Annotated in this window: 20 protein-coding genes and 1 tRNA gene; 19 read left to right on the top strand and 2 right to left on the bottom strand. The window is 39.3% G+C overall.

Annotated features, from left to right (window positions below):
• Nucleotides 1-49: 49 nt before the first annotated feature.
• Nucleotides 50-982: a hypothetical protein gene (locus tag JXQ92_RS13365; protein WP_421987124.1), complete on the top strand. Its 933-nt coding sequence runs from the start codon at nt 50-52 to the stop codon at nt 980-982.
• 11 nt (nt 983-993) lie between these two features.
• Here the strand turns inward: JXQ92_RS13365 and JXQ92_RS13360 are convergent, their stop codons facing one another.
• Nucleotides 994-1638: a hypothetical protein gene (locus tag JXQ92_RS13360; protein ID WP_421987123.1), complete on the bottom strand. Its 645-nt coding sequence runs from the start codon at nt 1636-1638 to the stop codon at nt 994-996.
• 115 nt (nt 1639-1753) lie between these two features.
• Between JXQ92_RS13360 and JXQ92_RS13355 the strand changes: the two genes are divergently transcribed.
• The 11 genes from JXQ92_RS13355 (at nt 1754) to JXQ92_RS13305 (ending at nt 10567) form a co-directional block, all read left to right on the top strand.
• Nucleotides 1754-2938 (top strand): tetratricopeptide repeat protein, encoded by a 1185-nt coding sequence (locus JXQ92_RS13355; RefSeq protein WP_421987122.1) that lies wholly within the window; start codon nt 1754-1756, stop codon nt 2936-2938.
• 93 nt (nt 2939-3031) lie between these two features.
• Nucleotides 3032-3502 carry an Lrp/AsnC family transcriptional regulator gene (locus JXQ92_RS13350; RefSeq protein WP_421987121.1) on the top strand — a complete coding sequence of 157 codons (471 nt, stop codon included), beginning with the start codon at nt 3032-3034 and terminating at the stop codon, nt 3500-3502.
• A gap of 3 nt (nt 3503-3505) precedes the next feature.
• Nucleotides 3506-4003: a phosphoribosyltransferase family protein gene (locus JXQ92_RS13345; protein ID WP_421987120.1), complete on the top strand. Its 498-nt coding sequence runs from the start codon at nt 3506-3508 to the stop codon at nt 4001-4003.
• Between the two features lie 30 nt (nt 4004-4033).
• Nucleotides 4034-4852: a mechanosensitive ion channel family protein gene (locus JXQ92_RS13340; RefSeq protein WP_421987119.1), complete on the top strand. Its 819-nt coding sequence runs from the start codon at nt 4034-4036 to the stop codon at nt 4850-4852.
• Nucleotides 4853-4960: 108 nt separating this feature from the next.
• Nucleotides 4961-5779, top strand: a complete 819-nt coding sequence (gene panB, locus JXQ92_RS13335; protein WP_421987118.1) for a 3-methyl-2-oxobutanoate hydroxymethyltransferase — start codon at nt 4961-4963, stop codon at nt 5777-5779.
• Between the two features lie 110 nt (nt 5780-5889).
• Complete coding sequence (icd, locus tag JXQ92_RS13330) at nt 5890-7116, top strand: NADP-dependent isocitrate dehydrogenase (protein ID WP_421987117.1); 1227 nt, start codon at nt 5890-5892, stop codon at nt 7114-7116.
• Between the two features lie 124 nt (nt 7117-7240).
• Entirely contained in the window at nt 7241-7873 is a 633-nt protein-coding gene (locus JXQ92_RS13325; protein WP_421987116.1) for an LON peptidase substrate-binding domain-containing protein, read from the top strand.
• A 2-nt stretch (nt 7874-7875) separates the two neighbouring features.
• Complete coding sequence (locus tag JXQ92_RS13320) at nt 7876-8343, top strand: NADH-quinone oxidoreductase subunit A (RefSeq protein ID WP_421987115.1); 468 nt, start codon at nt 7876-7878, stop codon at nt 8341-8343.
• A 3-nt stretch (nt 8344-8346) separates the two neighbouring features.
• Nucleotides 8347-8868: an NADH-quinone oxidoreductase subunit NuoB gene (nuoB, locus tag JXQ92_RS13315; protein WP_421987114.1), complete on the top strand. Its 522-nt coding sequence runs from the start codon at nt 8347-8349 to the stop codon at nt 8866-8868.
• Nucleotides 8865-9350, top strand: a complete 486-nt coding sequence (locus JXQ92_RS13310; RefSeq protein ID WP_421987113.1) for an NADH-quinone oxidoreductase subunit C — start codon at nt 8865-8867, stop codon at nt 9348-9350. The genes nuoB and JXQ92_RS13310 overlap by 4 nt, the downstream gene beginning before the upstream one ends.
• On the top strand, nt 9350-10567 hold the full coding sequence (locus JXQ92_RS13305; RefSeq protein WP_421987112.1) for an NADH-quinone oxidoreductase subunit D: 1218 nt from the start codon (nt 9350-9352) through the stop codon (nt 10565-10567). The genes JXQ92_RS13310 and JXQ92_RS13305 overlap by 1 nt, the downstream gene beginning before the upstream one ends.
• On the opposite strand, the gene JXQ92_RS13300 is transcribed toward JXQ92_RS13305, so the two are convergent.
• Nucleotides 10564-11301 carry an SH3 domain-containing protein gene (locus tag JXQ92_RS13300; protein ID WP_421987111.1) on the bottom strand — a complete coding sequence of 246 codons (738 nt, stop codon included), beginning with the start codon at nt 11299-11301 and terminating at the stop codon, nt 10564-10566. The two genes, JXQ92_RS13305 and JXQ92_RS13300, sit on opposite strands and share 4 nt — an antisense overlap.
• Nucleotides 11302-11691: 390 nt before the next feature.
• On the opposite strand from JXQ92_RS13300, the gene JXQ92_RS13295 reads away from it, so the two are divergent.
• From JXQ92_RS13295 to JXQ92_RS13265, 7 genes are all read left to right on the top strand, one after another.
• Nucleotides 11692-11764 (top strand) — tRNA-Lys (locus tag JXQ92_RS13295).
• A 313-nt stretch (nt 11765-12077) separates the two neighbouring features.
• On the top strand, nt 12078-12413 hold the full coding sequence (locus tag JXQ92_RS13290) for a PadR family transcriptional regulator (RefSeq protein WP_421987110.1): 336 nt from the start codon (nt 12078-12080) through the stop codon (nt 12411-12413).
• Entirely contained in the window at nt 12413-12634 is a 222-nt protein-coding gene (locus tag JXQ92_RS13285) for a permease prefix domain 2-containing transporter (RefSeq protein WP_421987109.1), read from the top strand. The genes JXQ92_RS13290 and JXQ92_RS13285 overlap by 1 nt, the downstream gene beginning before the upstream one ends.
• Nucleotides 12582-13085 (top strand): ABC transporter permease, encoded by a 504-nt coding sequence (locus JXQ92_RS13280; protein WP_421987108.1) that lies wholly within the window; start codon nt 12582-12584, stop codon nt 13083-13085. The genes JXQ92_RS13285 and JXQ92_RS13280 overlap by 53 nt, the downstream gene beginning before the upstream one ends.
• 24 nt (nt 13086-13109) lie before the next feature.
• A complete protein-coding gene (gene murI / locus JXQ92_RS13275) occupies nt 13110-13913 on the top strand; it encodes a glutamate racemase (protein ID WP_421987107.1) in 804 nt (267 codons plus the stop codon).
• A 129-nt stretch (nt 13914-14042) separates the two neighbouring features.
• Nucleotides 14043-15140 (top strand): complex I subunit 1/NuoH family protein, encoded by a 1098-nt coding sequence (locus JXQ92_RS13270; protein WP_421987106.1) that lies wholly within the window; start codon nt 14043-14045, stop codon nt 15138-15140.
• 71 nt (nt 15141-15211) lie between these two features.
• The gene (locus tag JXQ92_RS13265) at nt 15212-16087 is read left to right on the top strand and encodes a 4Fe-4S dicluster domain-containing protein (protein WP_421987105.1); all 876 of its coding nucleotides are present in this window, start codon (nt 15212-15214) and stop codon (nt 16085-16087) included.
• Nucleotide 16088 lies beyond the last annotated feature (1 nt).

Genomic DNA, 16088 nt, shown 5'->3' with positions numbered 1-16088 from the left:
CCGATCAAAAGTAGGCACTTTTTATAAGCATAATATCTAATTTTAATTTATGAAACTGCCTCTTTTCAAAATTATAGCCTTTAATTCAGTCTTAATTCTTCTGATTTCCTGTTCGAATAGTGAAGGTGAGCCATCGTTCAATATTGAGGTTGAGGACCTTACGGACATGTTCGGAACTGAGAGAATTTATGGCTTTGATTATGACCTAACGACTAGAAAATATGCAATTGTAAATAGTGATAAGTACACTATATATGACAACAGTTTTAACAGTTTAGAAGAACGGAGTGGTACTTTTCAATTTGCAAGAGGCACAATTTTCATACAAGATCAGCTATTTCATGGCTTGCCCTATTACAGATCTGAAGATAAGTTAGTCAGCACTCGCTCTGGAAGAGCAATTCGCTTCAACCCCAGCGACCCCGGAGATTTTGAAACAATTTACGAAAGTGATTATACTGGCTCTGGTTTTATCCCTTTAAGAGACTTTGCCGAAAATTCGTCATTTTATGCGTTCACCATTACGGAAGAAGTTTGCTTCTTAGTTTCTAAGGCTAATCAGGAAAAAATCACTTTCGAAGATGACTTTCCTGAAAGTTTCAACATTGAAGGGTATGTCGTTGAGACTTTTGGAGATCAATTCATACTCGGCACTGGCACAGGTTTTTATGAGTTTGTAGACAATCGGTGGATAAAATTTACAGAACTAGGAATTGGCGGCACCATTTTAAAAAACACCTTTATTGACTCGAGAGGCTACTTATTCGGACATGGATTAGATGGACAGAGCGAATCTGATGTAATGGATGTTTTTGATTTAAACACTCGATCGTTTGTTCAAACCTCAGTTGACTTTAATAAGGCTATGCGAGGCGTTTCTCGAATAGTTGAAGATGAAAACGGAGACTTAATTGCAATGACAGCAGGTGGCGATAATGTCAACGAAGATGTGACAAAAATTTACAGATTGTCGATTAAATAAGACTGAAAAGGCTATTCTGAGATCCCAATATTAAACCAAATCCAAAATAAGAATAGCGGAATGTAAGTGGTCAAGACTATGGCAATGGCTACCGACTTCTTTTTCCTAGCCGCGAAATCAACACCATAAATCAGTACAACCCAATAGGCAAATTCAAACATGTTGACCAATTGATTGGGGTAAATCTTACCTTTCGACACTTCGGCATAATCATAGAAATTCATCAGTGAGAAAGGATAGAATGCCTGATACTCGAAATAGTTTGGATCAGTGCTAATAAACATAAACCAAAATATCTTGAGTATGGTCGGTAAGAAGAAAACGACTTCGGCGATCATTGCAATTTGCCAACACTTATCGTACTCGACTCGATAGCCCCATAAAAAGCACCCTACCCAAAGGATAAATCCAACGACCGTAAATTTTATTCCATAGACAATTGGAATGGCTAAAAACTTAAACCCAGAAATAATCTGAAAGATGAGCGCTTCTGGCCCTTCTAGAAATTGGAACGCAGCAATTTCACCTATAATAAAAGCTTGTTGGACGTAAAGCAGTAAAAACGCTATGACGCATAGCACAATGAAGAATAGCCTCTTATCAAAGCTTACCCACTCTCTCATACGTAGCTCCAGCGAACTAAATTCTCTCGGCATCGAAAACTATTTTGGATAAAAGTACGATTATAGGACGAAGCGCGTAATAAAAAAGTGTCAATGCATAGCGTTGTTGAAACGAACGCACTTAATTTTGCTCAACTTTAAGGCTCAAATGAAAAAGACCTTCGTCTACATATCAGTAATTCTTACAATCTGCTTAAAGAGTGCCTTTAGTCAAAGTGCTAGCAATAGTAGCGAATACCTGCTATTGAATATGCCACTTCAAATTGAAATAACTGAAGCAGTGGACGCCATGTACAATTTTGACTTCAAGGATGCCGAAGTGAAATTCAATTGGCTAAAGTATAGATACCCGGAACACCCACTTCCCTATTTCCTTTATGGCATTAGCACGTGGTGGCAAATGATGCCAAACCTGAATGCAGAAACACCACTCGGCGAAGAGTTTTTAGCCTATATGGATAGTGCTATTGTAAAAGCCAAAGTTTTACTTGACGAGGATGAGGACAATGTGGAAGCCGCCTTTTTCCTTTCAGGTTCTTACGGATTTAAAGGAAGGTATCATTCAGAAAGAAAGAGTTGGCTAAAAGCAGCTGGAGCAGGAAAAAAAGCCTTGAAAGCACTAAAAATGACGAAGGGTAATGAAAGCTTCAGCCCGGAGATCCTATTTGGAGATGCACTTTTCAATTACTACTCCATTTGGATTCGTGAGAATTATCCCTCTTTAAGGCCCGTATTATTTTTCTTTCCTAAAGGCGACAAAAGCCTTGGCGTAAAACAGTTACAAGAAGTTTCCCAAAATGCTTTTTATACGAGAATTGAAGCGATCTTTTTTTTGATGCGAATAAAAGCCTTCGAACTCAATGAAACTTACGATGCACTGAGACTTTCTAAACAAATTCATACCCAATTTCCTAACAACCCCTATTTCCATAGATTCTATGCGCGAATGCTCTATACAGTGGGGCAATACCAAAGTGCAGCCGATGTATCTACTGAAATTTTAAAACGGATAGACGAAGGTCAATTAGGCTATGAAGAAGTAAGCGGTAGATACGCGAGTTTCTTTTTAGGTCACATCAGTAAAAAGCAAGGCGATTTCGATATTGCAAAACCATTTTTCGAGAAAGTGATAGCCTTTACGGAAGAGATTGACGATGAAAAATCGGGTTATTATCTTTTTTCCCAGTTCTATTTAGCTGAAGAAGAAACAAAGTCAGCAGCTTATGACAAAGCCTTGGAAAGGATATCAATTATTCGAGATAATACACGAAGAAGGGAAGATTTAAACAAAAAGGCACGTGCCTTAAAGAAGCTCATTCGAAAGAAAAAGTAATAATCTCCCATTAAACACCCCCTAGGCTTAGAACTTTCTTCGATATTACTACATTTGTACAGAATTATATTTTGTATCTAAACAATATAGGTCTTGAATTTAAAATTAGATAAAATCGATCGGAAGATTTTGGACATCCTTCAGTCTAACGCCAAAATCACTAATGCTCAGCTGTCGAAAGAAATCGGGTTATCTCCGGCACCTACTTTAGAGCGAGTAAAAAAATTAGAAAACTCTGGAATCATTAAGAGTTATCACGCAAAACTCGATACAGATAAAATTGGCATGGGTGTAAGCACTTTTGTTTATGCTACACTTAAAGGTCACAATAAGCAGAACATCGAAATTTTCATGGATGCTATCAATAGAATAGACGAAGTCATTGAGTGTCATCATGTGACAGGCTCTGGAGATTTTGTGCTTAAGGTGATAGCGCAAGATATTTCTTCTTATCAAAAATTGATGCTTGAAAAAGTGAGTGACATTGCTGTAGTTGATAATTTACAGTCCATGGTTATACTTTCTACTTTCAAGGATAGTAAAGTAATGCCTATACCAGAGTAGTCAATGCAAGGGAAAAAAAGAATTCTTGAACATTCTCAGATTTTACAAATTATACGGAGAATGGCTTATGAAATTTATGAGCAAAACCATGATGCTCAAGAGCTCTACTTGGCTGGAATTGACAACAATGGAGAGAAAATATCCATCTCTTTGAAAGAAGAAATTGAAAAAATTTCTGATATTCGCGTCTCCCTCATCCGGATTGATATTGACAAATCGGCCAAAAGCCAACCTCAAGTTAGTTTTTCTGCGAAACCACTTCAGACCGACTTCACATTAATAGTTGTCGATGATGTGCTGAATTCAGGTGGAACAATGATTTATGCATTGGATCCATTTCTGAAAATGAATGTTGCCAAAATACAAACTGCTGTCCTGGTGAATAGAAGTCACAAAAGGTTTCCTATTGCCGTAGATTATAAAGGTTTTGAGTTAGGCACTACCATTCAAGAACACATCGACGTGCAATTAGATAGTGAGTATTCGGCCTATTTGTACTAAATTTTAGAACCAACTTTAAACTTACTAATTATGGAAACAATAGAAGCCCTTTGGGACAAGTACAGCGAGGTAATCCTCGAAAAAGGAGTCGACATCGTCATTGCCATTTTAATGCTCGTAATAGGACTCTGGATTATTAAAAGAGTCGTATCAATACTAGGAAATATTTTAACCAAAAGAGGAGTTGAAGCCACCTTATTACCTACGCTCAAAGGTGTAGCAAAAGGAATGCTTACTGTAGTTCTCCTGATTGCAGTAGTTCAGCAACTAGGTGCCGACGCAAGTGGATTTGTCGCCATTCTTGGCGCCCTTGGCCTTGCCGTAGGCTTCGCCTTACAAGGCAGTTTAGCCAACTTTGCTGGTGGTATTCTCATTTTAGTATTGAAACCATTTAAAAATGGTGATGTGATAAACGTTAACGGTGAAACAGGGTCGGTACAGGCCATTTCAATTGTTACTACAACCTTAAAAACACCAGATAACCGTGTCATCTATATGGCTAATGGTGCAGTTGCAGGAGCTACTATTACTAACATTACACAAGAATCAACCAGAAGATGGGATTTCGTTTGTGGCATTGGATACGATGATGATTTTGAGAAAGCAAAAGAAATCATACAAGGATTAATCGCTGCCGACGATAGATTTCATAAAGATCCAGCTCCTTTTGTAAGAGTAGGAAACTTAGGAGACAGCAGTGTTGACATTACCATCAGAGCATGGGTTGATACGTCTGAATACTGGAATGTACATTTCGATATGATTGAAAACATCAAAAAAGAAATGGACAAAGCAGGTATCTCTATCCCTTATCCTCAAAGAGATATTCACGTTTACAACGAAAAGTAAACGATAGCTATATATTTAAAAAAGGGAATGAAGATTATTCATTCCCTTTTTTTGTCCCTTTCAAGGTGTTATCAAATATGTATATTTACGCACCAAATTTTTTAAGACATGTCCATTCACAAGTCTGACATTAAGAAAGTCACCACACACCAGCTGCAAACCATGAAAGATCGTGGAGAAAAAATCTCCATGCTTACGGCCTATGACTATTCCATGGCACAGTTAATTGATGGAGCAGGCGTAGATATAATTCTAGTAGGAGATTCTGCCTCTAACGTTATGGCTGGCCATGAAACCACACTACCCATTACCTTAGATGAAATGATCTACCATGCTAGTGCTGTCATTAGAGCAGTATCAAGAGCATTTGTGGTAGTTGATATTCCATTCGGTTCTTATCAAGGTAATTCTTCAGAGGCCTTAAGGTCGGCGATTAGAATTATGAAAGAATCTGGCGCACACTCAGTCAAAATGGAAGGTGGGGCAGAAATTAAAGAATCAGTAATAAGAGTTTTGAGTGCAGGCGTACCTGTTATGGGCCATTTAGGCCTTACGCCTCAATCAATTTATAAATTCGGCACATACGCAGTACGCGCCAAAGAGCAAGAAGAAGCTGATAAGCTTATTGCCGATGCTAAGCTCTTAGAAGAATGTGGATGCTATGCCATTGTGTTGGAGAAAATTCCAGCTGATTTGGCCAAGAGAGTTTCCGAAGAAATTAATATTCCAACAATCGGTATTGGCGCTGGTCCACATACCGATGGACAGGTGCTGGTAATGCACGATATGCTTGGAATCACTAAAGAATTTAAACCAAGATTTTTACGACAATATGCAGATGTGGGTGGCATTATTACAGAGGCAGTTGGAAACTATATTAAAGACGTGAAGTCCAGAGACTTCCCGAACGAAAAAGAGAGCTATTAAACCAGTTTTACAAACGTTTTCATACTAAAAGAGAATTGAAGGAACTCTGAAACACGGCTAAATTGTTACATTGCGCATTGCAAACAGAATAATACTATTTCATAGACATTATGAGTGAACAAAAAATAACGATCAACAATGGTGTACTTAATGTACCCAACAACCCAACAATACCTTTCATTGAAGGTGATGGTATAGGTGTAGATATCTGGCCAGCAGCACAGCTTGTTTTCGACAATGCTGTCGAAAAGGCTTATGGAAATGATAAATCAATCAATTGGAAAGAAGTACTTGCCGGCGAAAAAGCATTTAATGCTACTGGCGAATGGATGCCAACTTCTACGTTAGATTCATTCCGATCTTACCTCGTAGGAATCAAAGGCCCTTTAACTACACCTGTAGGCGGAGGTATTAGATCTCTGAACGTAGCCTTAAGACAAGAACTAGACCTTTATGCCTGCGTTCGACCTGTAAGATGGTTCGAAGGCACTCCTTCACCGGTAAAACAACCTGGCCTTTGCGACATGGTGATTTTCCGTGAAAACACTGAAGACATTTACGCCGGTATAGAGTTTGAAAAAGGAACCGAAGATTGCGAGAAGTTCGGCCAACTTTTAAAAGAGAATTTCCCAGACCGATACGCTAAAGTAAGGTTCCCGGGAAGTGCAGGATACGGTATCAAACCAGTTTCTGAAGAAGGAACGCATAGAGTAGTCAAAAGCGCTATCGATTATGCTTTCGACCAAAAAAGAGATTCAGTTACTCTTGTGCACAAGGGTAACATCATGAAATTTACTGAAGGTGCATTTAAAGCATGGGGTTATGAACTTGCAAAAAATGAATACGGTGGTAAAGACTATGAAGGCGGACCATGGCAGATCATAGAGAAAGATGGACATCAAATCATCATTAAAGATGTAATTGCGGATGCTTTCTTACAACAAATCTTATTAAGACCTGCTGAATATTCTGTGATCGCTACTTTGAACCTAAACGGTGATTATGTTTCTGATGCCCTAGCAGCAATAGTTGGTGGTATCGGTATAGCACCAGGAGCAAACATTAATTACATTACTGGAAATGCAATTTTCGAAGCCACTCACGGTACTGCCCCTAAATATGCTGGGCAAGACAAGGTGAACCCAGGTTCGGTAATTCTTTCCGGTGCTATGATGTTTGAATATATGGGATGGCAAGAAGCTGCAGATTTAATCTATAAAGGATTAGAAGCCGCGATTGCCTCGAAAAAAGTCACCTACGACTTTGAAAGGCTCATGGAAGGAGCCACGCTCCTTAAATGTTCCGAGTTCGGACAAGAAATTGTGAAAAATATGTAAACAAAAAGCCCCGAAAGGGGCTTTTGTATTATGAGTCTGTTTTAATTAATAAATCAGACATTAAATCAATGCTCATAAAGGATGCAAACCGTCCATTTTTTTGCTAGCAGAATAATTAAGGATCATGGGTAAGCGTTATTTACCATTTTTTCCATTGAAACTTGTTGCCTTCCCAGGAGAACAACTCAACCTGCATATTTTCGAGCCGCGATATAAGCAGCTTATCAACGAATGCGTGAATGAGCAGAAAACCTTTGGAATACCCGTATTCGAAGAAGGAATGAAGGAGTTTGGAGCAGAAATGGAAGTAATGGACGTGGTAAAACGATACCCTGCTGGCGAAATGGATATTTCAACGCGATGTATTGGCACCTTTCAAGTTTTTACTTTCGATGAAAAAGCGCCTGGTAAACTATACGCAGGAGGCCAAATAGAAAGCATTGAAAGTTTTTATGATGCCGAACACGAACAATGGTCTGCATTAAAGGTATTAGCCAAGGAGTTGATTTCCATATTAAAAATGGAAGAAAAACTAGATGTAGAACTGATCTCAAGTTCTTTTGAATTAGCACATAAATTAGGCTTATCTTTAGAGCAGGAATACGACATGTTGCAAATGACACGCGAGTCGCAGCGACAACACTACATGATTAATCATTTAGAAAGAGCACTGCCACTAATTCGCGAAATGGAAGGCGCTAAAAATCGCATTAAAATGAATGGCCATTTTCAGCATCACGATCCGCTGAATTTTTAAAAATGATCCAGACCGACTTATCAGAATTCGGAACCTTATTAATATTCATCCTAGGCGCTATTGCATTCGCAGTGGTAGGTCTTACCGCATCCAAATTCTTAAGGCCAAGTCGACCAAATTTTGAGAAATTAACTACCTATGAATCTGGTGAAGATACTGTAGGTACAGCCTGGGGTCAATTCAACATAAAATTCTACATCGTTGCGCTAGTATTTCTTCTCTTTGAAGTAGAGATCATTTATCTTTTCCCTTGGGCAATCATTTTTGGTGATAAGGAATTAATAGAAAGTACTAACTGGAGTTGGGCATGGTTTGCAATTGCAGAAATGTTCATATTCATCTTTATACTAGCCTTAGGGCTGGCTTATGCATGGTGCAAAGGCTATTTAGACTGGGTAAAACCAGCACAAATAAAAACAAGCTATAAATCGAGAATACCAGATAGTGCCTACGAAAAATTTAAAGCATAAACGTTGGGTCTTTTAGATCAAAAACTTGGGAAAGGTGGTATCGTCATAACAAAATTTGACGACCTCATAAATTGGGCGAGACTGTCATCGATGTGGCCGATGGCATTTGGCACAGCCTGCTGCGCCATAGAATTTATGAGCACACAAGGCACTCCATATGATCTGGACCGATTAGGCATTGTACCACGCGCTAGCCCTAGGCAATCCGATGTGATGATCGTGGCAGGCACAGTTACTTTTAAAATGGCCGATAGAGTGCGTAGGCTCTATGAACAAATGGCCGAACCAAGGTATGTAGTATCGATGGGTTCTTGTTCCAATTGTGGCGGGCCTTACTGGGAACACGGTTATCACGTAGTAAAAGGAGTTGATAGAATTATACCCGTTGATGTCTACGTTCCGGGCTGCCCTCCACGACCAGAAGCGCTGATTGGTGGACTATTGAAACTTCAAGAGAAAATAAAAGGCGAAAGTATTGTTGCTCCTACCGCAATTGAAAAATTAATGGCCAAAGAAAACGCATGACATTCGAAGAAATCATATCGAACCTTAAAGCAGCTTTTGATAGTGATATTATCCTATCAACCGATGAATTGGCCTCTCCAAAATGCATAGAAATAAGTACTGATAATTTGGTGAAATGCATGAACCACTTGCATGCTACCGAAACACTTTATTTTGATTCGCTTTCTTGCATCACCGGTATGGATAACGGCGAAGAGAAAGACTCTATGGAAGTGATTTATAATTTATATTCAATTCCATACAACCATCATTTGATGGTGAAGGTCACTTTACCAAGAGAAAAACCATCGATTGATTCCTTAACATCAATCTGGAAAACAGCCGATTGGCAAGAGCGAGAAGTCTACGATTTGTTTGGCGTTTATTTCAATGAGCATCCAGACCTAAGAAGAATTCTGCTTCCTGAAGATTGGGAAGGTCACCCTTTGAAAAAAGACTACCAACACCAGACATATTACAGAGGCATAAAAGTTGAATATTAGTGGCAAACGAGATTCAATACATATTTGACAACGAAAACCTTCGAAAGTCTGCTCCGCAGAAATTTAAGGCCGAAAACCTCAAGCGTGAGGAAATGATTGTCAATATTGGGCCTCAACACCCGTCGACTCATGGCGTATTACGCTTGGAAGTAGTTACAAACGGAGAAGAAATAGTAGATGTAGCCCCGCACTTGGGCTACTTACATAGATGTTTCGAAAAGCACGCCGAAAGCTTACCTTATAATCAGACATTGCCTTTCGTAGATCGCATGGACTACCTAGCAGCTATGAATTCGGAACACGCCTTTGTCATGGGTGTTGAACGAATGTTAGGCATTGAAAACGAAATACATAAAAGAGTAGAATATATTCGAGTAGTCGTAGCAGAATTAAACCGATTGGCATCACACTTTATAGCCTTAGGCACTTACGCCATGGATATAGGTGCCATTACTCCTTTCCCTTGGATGCTTCGCGATCGTGAGCATATTCTTAGGTTATTGGAATGGGCTTCTGGAGCACGAATGTTATACAATTACATTTGGGTTGGTGGACTCTTTTACGATTTACCTGTAGGCTTCGAAGAAAGATGTCTAGAGTTCACAAAGTACATTAAACCAAAACTCCTTGAATTCGAAGAGGTAGTTCTGCAGAATAAAATCTTTATTGATCGAACCGCTAATGTCGGTATTCTTCCAGCTGACCTGGCCATTAATTATGGAATAACAGGTCCGATGCTTCGTGCTTCAGGTCTTTCATTTGATTTAAGAAAAGTTGATGCCTATTCCGTTTACGCCGAAATTGATTTCGATATACCGATTGGCAAAGGAGAAATGGGCAGCTTAGGAGATTGTTGGGATAGAACATCTGTTAGGGTTAAAGAATGCTACGAGTCAATCAGCATAATAGAGCAATCTTTGGCAAAATTGACCGGCGATCACAAGCGAACGCGGGATTTCGACCCACGAGCCAACGTTCCTAAAAAGATTAGACCGAAAGCTCAAGACTTCTACGTTAGAGCTGAAAACCCTAAGGGTGAAACCGGTTTCTTTTTCAGAGCAGATGGTAGGTCTGACATTCCTTATCGATGTAAAGCTAGGGGAGCAAGTTTTGTCAACCTTTCAATTCTCGGAGAGCTTTCCAAAGGTGGATTAATTGCAGATTTAGTGGCCATTCTAGGCTCTATAGATATCGTTTTAGGCGAAGTAGATCGCTAAAGCAAAGACTCAAGGTTAGTCTCTCTCACAAAAGCCCTTTTCCCTCTCCATTTAATTTGATACCAGATATCCTTTTTGTCGATGATCTCTATCTTATGACCTTGACCGACAACTTCCACTAATTCAGAGGCAGCAGAAGGCCCTGACATTACATAAGCATTATCACTGGTGACAATACCTTGTTCTTTAGGACCAGTAAAGTTTACGAAGAAGAAAGTTAAACCCAGTACAATTACTAAACCTACAGCTAGACCCGGCGATCTCTCTTGATGCTTTTTAAGCTTTCTGAAAATCATAGACAGAATCAGTAAGTTCAGCGCGATAAGCACAGCAATAATGAGTATATCATAATCTTGAATAGCCTTTACAAATTGTTGAAAGTCATTTGTATCATAGCCCTCTAAACCATTTACTTGAGCAAGGGCGTCCATCTTTTTCAATGCTTCCTTATCTGAAGTCAGTCTATAGTAATCGTGCAGATAAATTAAGGCACGACTGAGGTTTCCCATGGCTTCCTGACTATAAGCCATTTTTAATAGCATAGCAGGAGTAGCCCTCTCGCTACCCTCGTAGATACCCTCATAAATCTCTAAAGACTGCGTAAACAAACGCTCATTGAACAAAGAATCTGCCTTTTTCAGGTTAGTATCTATATCTTGACCAACACCATTCTGAAATATTGAGACCATTCCAATGGTAATGAGTAAAGCAAACCTGAAAAAACTCTTTTGCATATTATCTGAATCCTTACTTATAATCTATCGGTAAACCTTTTAAATCGGGCTTTTCGAATCACGAATATAGCTAGCACATTTTCTTCACCCATACCTTTCACAACATTTAACAGGCGAAACGATCATTTTGGATAACAAATTTTCCCTTTAAGGGGATTTACCAATTCTATAATCCCAAATACATTGAATAATTCGACGGATAAAACCCTCTATATTCTAATAACCAACCCCCTAGAATCTAGCCTTCATTCATCTATTAGACCCTTAAAAAGAGCTGATATAAGAAATCTAAAATAAATTCATATTGAGTGTTTGCATTTAATTTTGAACCTCTTACATTTGCAGTCCGAATTAAGAAAAACACTCTAAATTCGGTAACAAAAACAGGATGATCTGGTAGCTCAGCTGGTAGAGCATCTCCCTTTTAAGGAGAGGGTCCTGGGTTCGAACCCCAGCCAGATCACACCGTTAAAGACTTCATTTTTTGAAGTCTTTTTTTGTTTACACCCATCATACTTGCCCCTCTTCATATGGATCACTGCCGCAGCTAGATAGCCATCGAAGTAAAGAACATGCCGGAGAAACAAGAACTTGACTCCTTTGGTCCAGAAAACATTACCCTCACCGATGTCTGAAGTGAGGATTTAGACAACAAACTGAAATAATTACAAGCTCAACAAGAATCATTTTTCTCAGCATGCAAAAGGAGTCAATATGTTCTACAATTAGGAAATTAATAAATTGAACTCTACATTTAGGAAACTAATAATATTGAAATGAAAGGAACCTACTTAGGTGAGTTCGAAGAAATCGTACTTCTTACAATAGGCGTTCTGCAAGACGACGCCTATGGCGTAGCCATTAAGCTCGAAATTGAATCAAGAACGAGTCGAACACCAAGCATTGGCGCATTACACTCGGCATTGAGCCGATTAGAAGATAAGGGTTTCATAGACTCGCGAGAAGGCGGTGCAACCAAATCTAGAGGCGGCAGACGAAAGCGGTTTTATAACATAACTGCAGCTGGTAAGGCTACCCTTGTTAAAGCAAATTCACTGCGCAATGATCTTTTCAAGCTCATACCCAATTTATCAACTGATAGCCTAAGCTAATGGAGGAAAAATGGTCAAACCCTCCTCTATGGCCTCAGCGTTTGTTGAGGTATTTGTGTTCTGAAAAGCACTTTGAAATTTTACAAGGTGACTTACTGGAGCTGTATGAATACAGGCTACAGGCCAAAGGAACAAGAATGGCAAAACTTCATTTTATCAAAGACACTTTTGCTGAATATAACCCTGATCGTTCATTTGACGGAACTTTTTTTAGACGATAATTTTAATAGGCAATACGAAGCAGAAAATCAGTTGAGTGATATTTCTAAGATCTTCTCCATCCTTGCCATATTCATAGCATGTATTGGCCTTTTAGGGCTAGTTAGCTTCACACTAGAACAAAAGGCTAAAGAAATCAGCATCAGAAAAGTGCTTGGTGCTAGCATTGCCAGTATACTTTTAATGATCAACAAAAGTTATGCATTGCTCATACTCATTGCCTTCCTTGTAGCTATTCCTTTATCAATTTATGCCCTTGACAGTTGGTTAGGCTCTTTTGCTTATCATATCAATATCGGCATAGGTATTATTTCGGTCGCAGGCATATTAACCGGAGCTTTAGCCGTGATCACTATTTGTTCACAAGCCATGAGATTTGCCACCGCTAACCCGATTAAGATGGCTTCGGAACGACTAACTCAATATTTCCAAAAATGCACGTTTTGTATTTGATTAGTTTCAAATACCTTCGTGTCAATGAATAAACAACCTATCGGCATATTTGATAGTGGAATGGGAGGCCTTACTGTGGCTCATGCGGTAAGTAAAGCTTTACCAAATGAACAACTGATATACTTCGGTGATTCGGCGCATCTCCCCTATGGAGATAAATCAGCGGCAACCATTCAGGCCTATTCCATCAAAATATGTGATATCCTGCTAGAAAAAGGGTGTAAGGTTATTCTGATCGCGTGTAACTCGGCCTCTGCGGCGGCTTATGATTTAATCAAGGCCTATTTAGGATCAAAAGCTTTGGTTTTGAATGTTATTGATCCCGTTGTAGAATATGTCGCTAACAAGTATCCACAACAAAAAATAGGGCTTATCGGAACCAAGCAGACGGTTGGTTCTCAAGTGTATGAAAATCAGATCCATTCCAAAGACAGTAAAATCACTGTAGGTTCACTAGCCACACCGCTTTTGGTTCCTATGATCGAAGAAGGCTTCCATAAAAACGAAATCTCAGAAGCTATAATCCAAGAATACCTCTCTAATAAATCATTTGCAGATATTAAAGCACTTATTCTTGGCTGTACGCACTACCCACTTATTAAAAATAAAGTTGAGGAGTATTTTAATAACGAGATTGATGTTATAGACTCTTCAGAAATAGTTGCTGAAGCTTTAGGCAAATTACTCGATCAACATCAGCTAAAGTCTGAAGGTCGGGTAAAAAAGAATGAGTTTTTGGTTTCAGATATAACACCTTCTTTTGAAGCCGCCACGGCATTATTTTTTGGTGTAAAAGTGCCTTTACAACAACATAAACTCTGGGAGTAACCCCCCTTTATTCTTACCTTCAAGAAACAGTAAAATAAGACACGCTTTAATGTTGCGATTGCTCAACGGACTAAAGGGTGTTTGTTAACTATTTATGTGTTTTCTTTGTAGCGATAAAGGCTAATATAAGTGATTACGTTTCTCATTTTCTTAACTTTCTTTCTCGTCTACATGGTCTTTGTAGTCTATGCGGAAAGAAAGATTTCTGCCTTTATTCAAGATCGCTACGGGCCAATGGAAGTTGGCTATTACGGATTGCTACAAACTGTAGCTGACCTATTAAAACTAGTCCAAAAAGAAGACATTGTACCCTTAGCAGCTGACAAACGAATATTCAAGCCAGGTCCTGTTGTTATTTTTACCGCTGTTTTTGCAGGTTTCGCTGTTATACCCCTAACCTCCGCTTTCGGAAGCTCATCCGCTCAAGTTGGCATTTTCTATCTTTTAGCTATTGTTTCTTTAGATGTTATCGGTATTCTCATGTCGGGTTGGGGATCGAACAGTAAATATGCCCTCTTTGGGGCCATGAGATCAGTAGCGCAAGTCATTTCTTACGAAATACCACTCGGGTTAACAGTCGTGTGCGTTGTAATGATTTCCCAATCATTAGATCTTCAAGAAATTATTTATCAACAGGGTATTTGGTGGAATACACTAGATGTCGAAGCAGAAAACTACCTCTTTGGTATAAAAGCACTTGGCCTTAATACTACTGAAATTGGTGGAATCTTGACATGGAACATCTTCCGAGCTCCGATTTTTCTTTTTGCCTTTATCATTTTCTTTATCGCTTCACTAGCTGAAAGTAATAGATCGCCATTCGACATTCCTGAAGCAGAATCGGAATTGGTTGGTGGTTTTCATACTGAATATTCAGGCCTTAGATGGGGACTCGTAATGATGGGTGAATATGGACTCATGCTTCTAGTCTCGTTTTTAGCCGCCATTCTTTTCCTCGGTGGCTGGAATACACCTTTACCGAATATCGGTTCAGTTGAATTGGCCGAATGGACTAGCGGTGTTCCTGGAACAGTAGCAGGACATATTTGGGGGGCTTTCTGGATGCTTAGCAAAGCATTCTTATTGATAGGCATTCAAATGTGGATCCGATGGACTTTCCCAAGACTCCGAATTGACCAACTCATGAATTTAAGTTGGAAATATTTAACGCCTGCCTCAATACTTCTTGTATTACTAAGCGCTATTTGGAGGATGCTAATGATATGATTAGAAACAGGCAACTAAATGAGCATGGTAAGACTTTTTACTTTTTAACTTTGGTATTGCAATTGGTATAAATGTCAGATGGGATTAAATCATATTGGATACGCATAAAAACGGCAACACAGACCTTGAAAAAAGGCCTGCAAATTACCGGAAAACACATGCTAGATGCTCGGGAACAACGAGCACCCATTGGCCCAGAAGATCAGAATTATTTTGAAAAGCAAAACGGACTTTTCACGCTTCAGTATCCTCGTGAAACGATTCCAGTACCCGATCATGGAAGATACAAACTGCACAATGAGATAGATGACTGCATAGTTTGCGATAAGTGCGCGAAAGTATGCCCTGTCAACTGCATTGATATTGAACCAGTTCGCGCAACAGAAACATTTGGTAAAACATCGGATGGAACGCCACTCAGAATCTATGCCGCAAAGTTTGATATTGACATGGCCAAATGCTGTTTTTGTGGACTTTGTACAACGGTTTGCCCTACAGAATGCCTTACCATGACGAGTGAATATGACTTTAGTGCCTTTGATTTTGAGGAGCATAATGTCCCATTCGCTAATATGACTCCAATCGAAATTTTAGAGAAGAAGAAAGCATTCGAAGAATACAGCGCTAAGAAAGCTGCAGAAAAAGCCAAAGCAAGTATACCTACCACTGGCAGCGCGCCACAAGTAAAACCAACCTTCAAGCCACGGCCTATAGGCGCTGTAAAGCCTAAGGTTCCAGGCGCAAAGCCCAAAGTAGTTGTTAAACCAAAAATACAAGTAAAAAAGGCCGAGAATGACTCATCGAGTAAAGCCATTTTAAAGCCTAAAATTCCAGCTGCAAAAAGTGAAGAAGAAGGCAAAACAGTAAGACCAGTTATAAATCCTAAAGTACCTGCAAGGCCCAAGGTGCCTGCTCGTAAAAAAGACAAACCCGAAGACAGCGAATAAG

It is taken from the genome of Roseivirga sp. (assembly GCF_049099775.1).
Classification (GTDB): Bacteria; Bacteroidota; Bacteroidia; order Cytophagales; family Cyclobacteriaceae; genus Roseivirga.
This window is presented reverse-complemented; position numbering and strand designations above follow the sequence as displayed.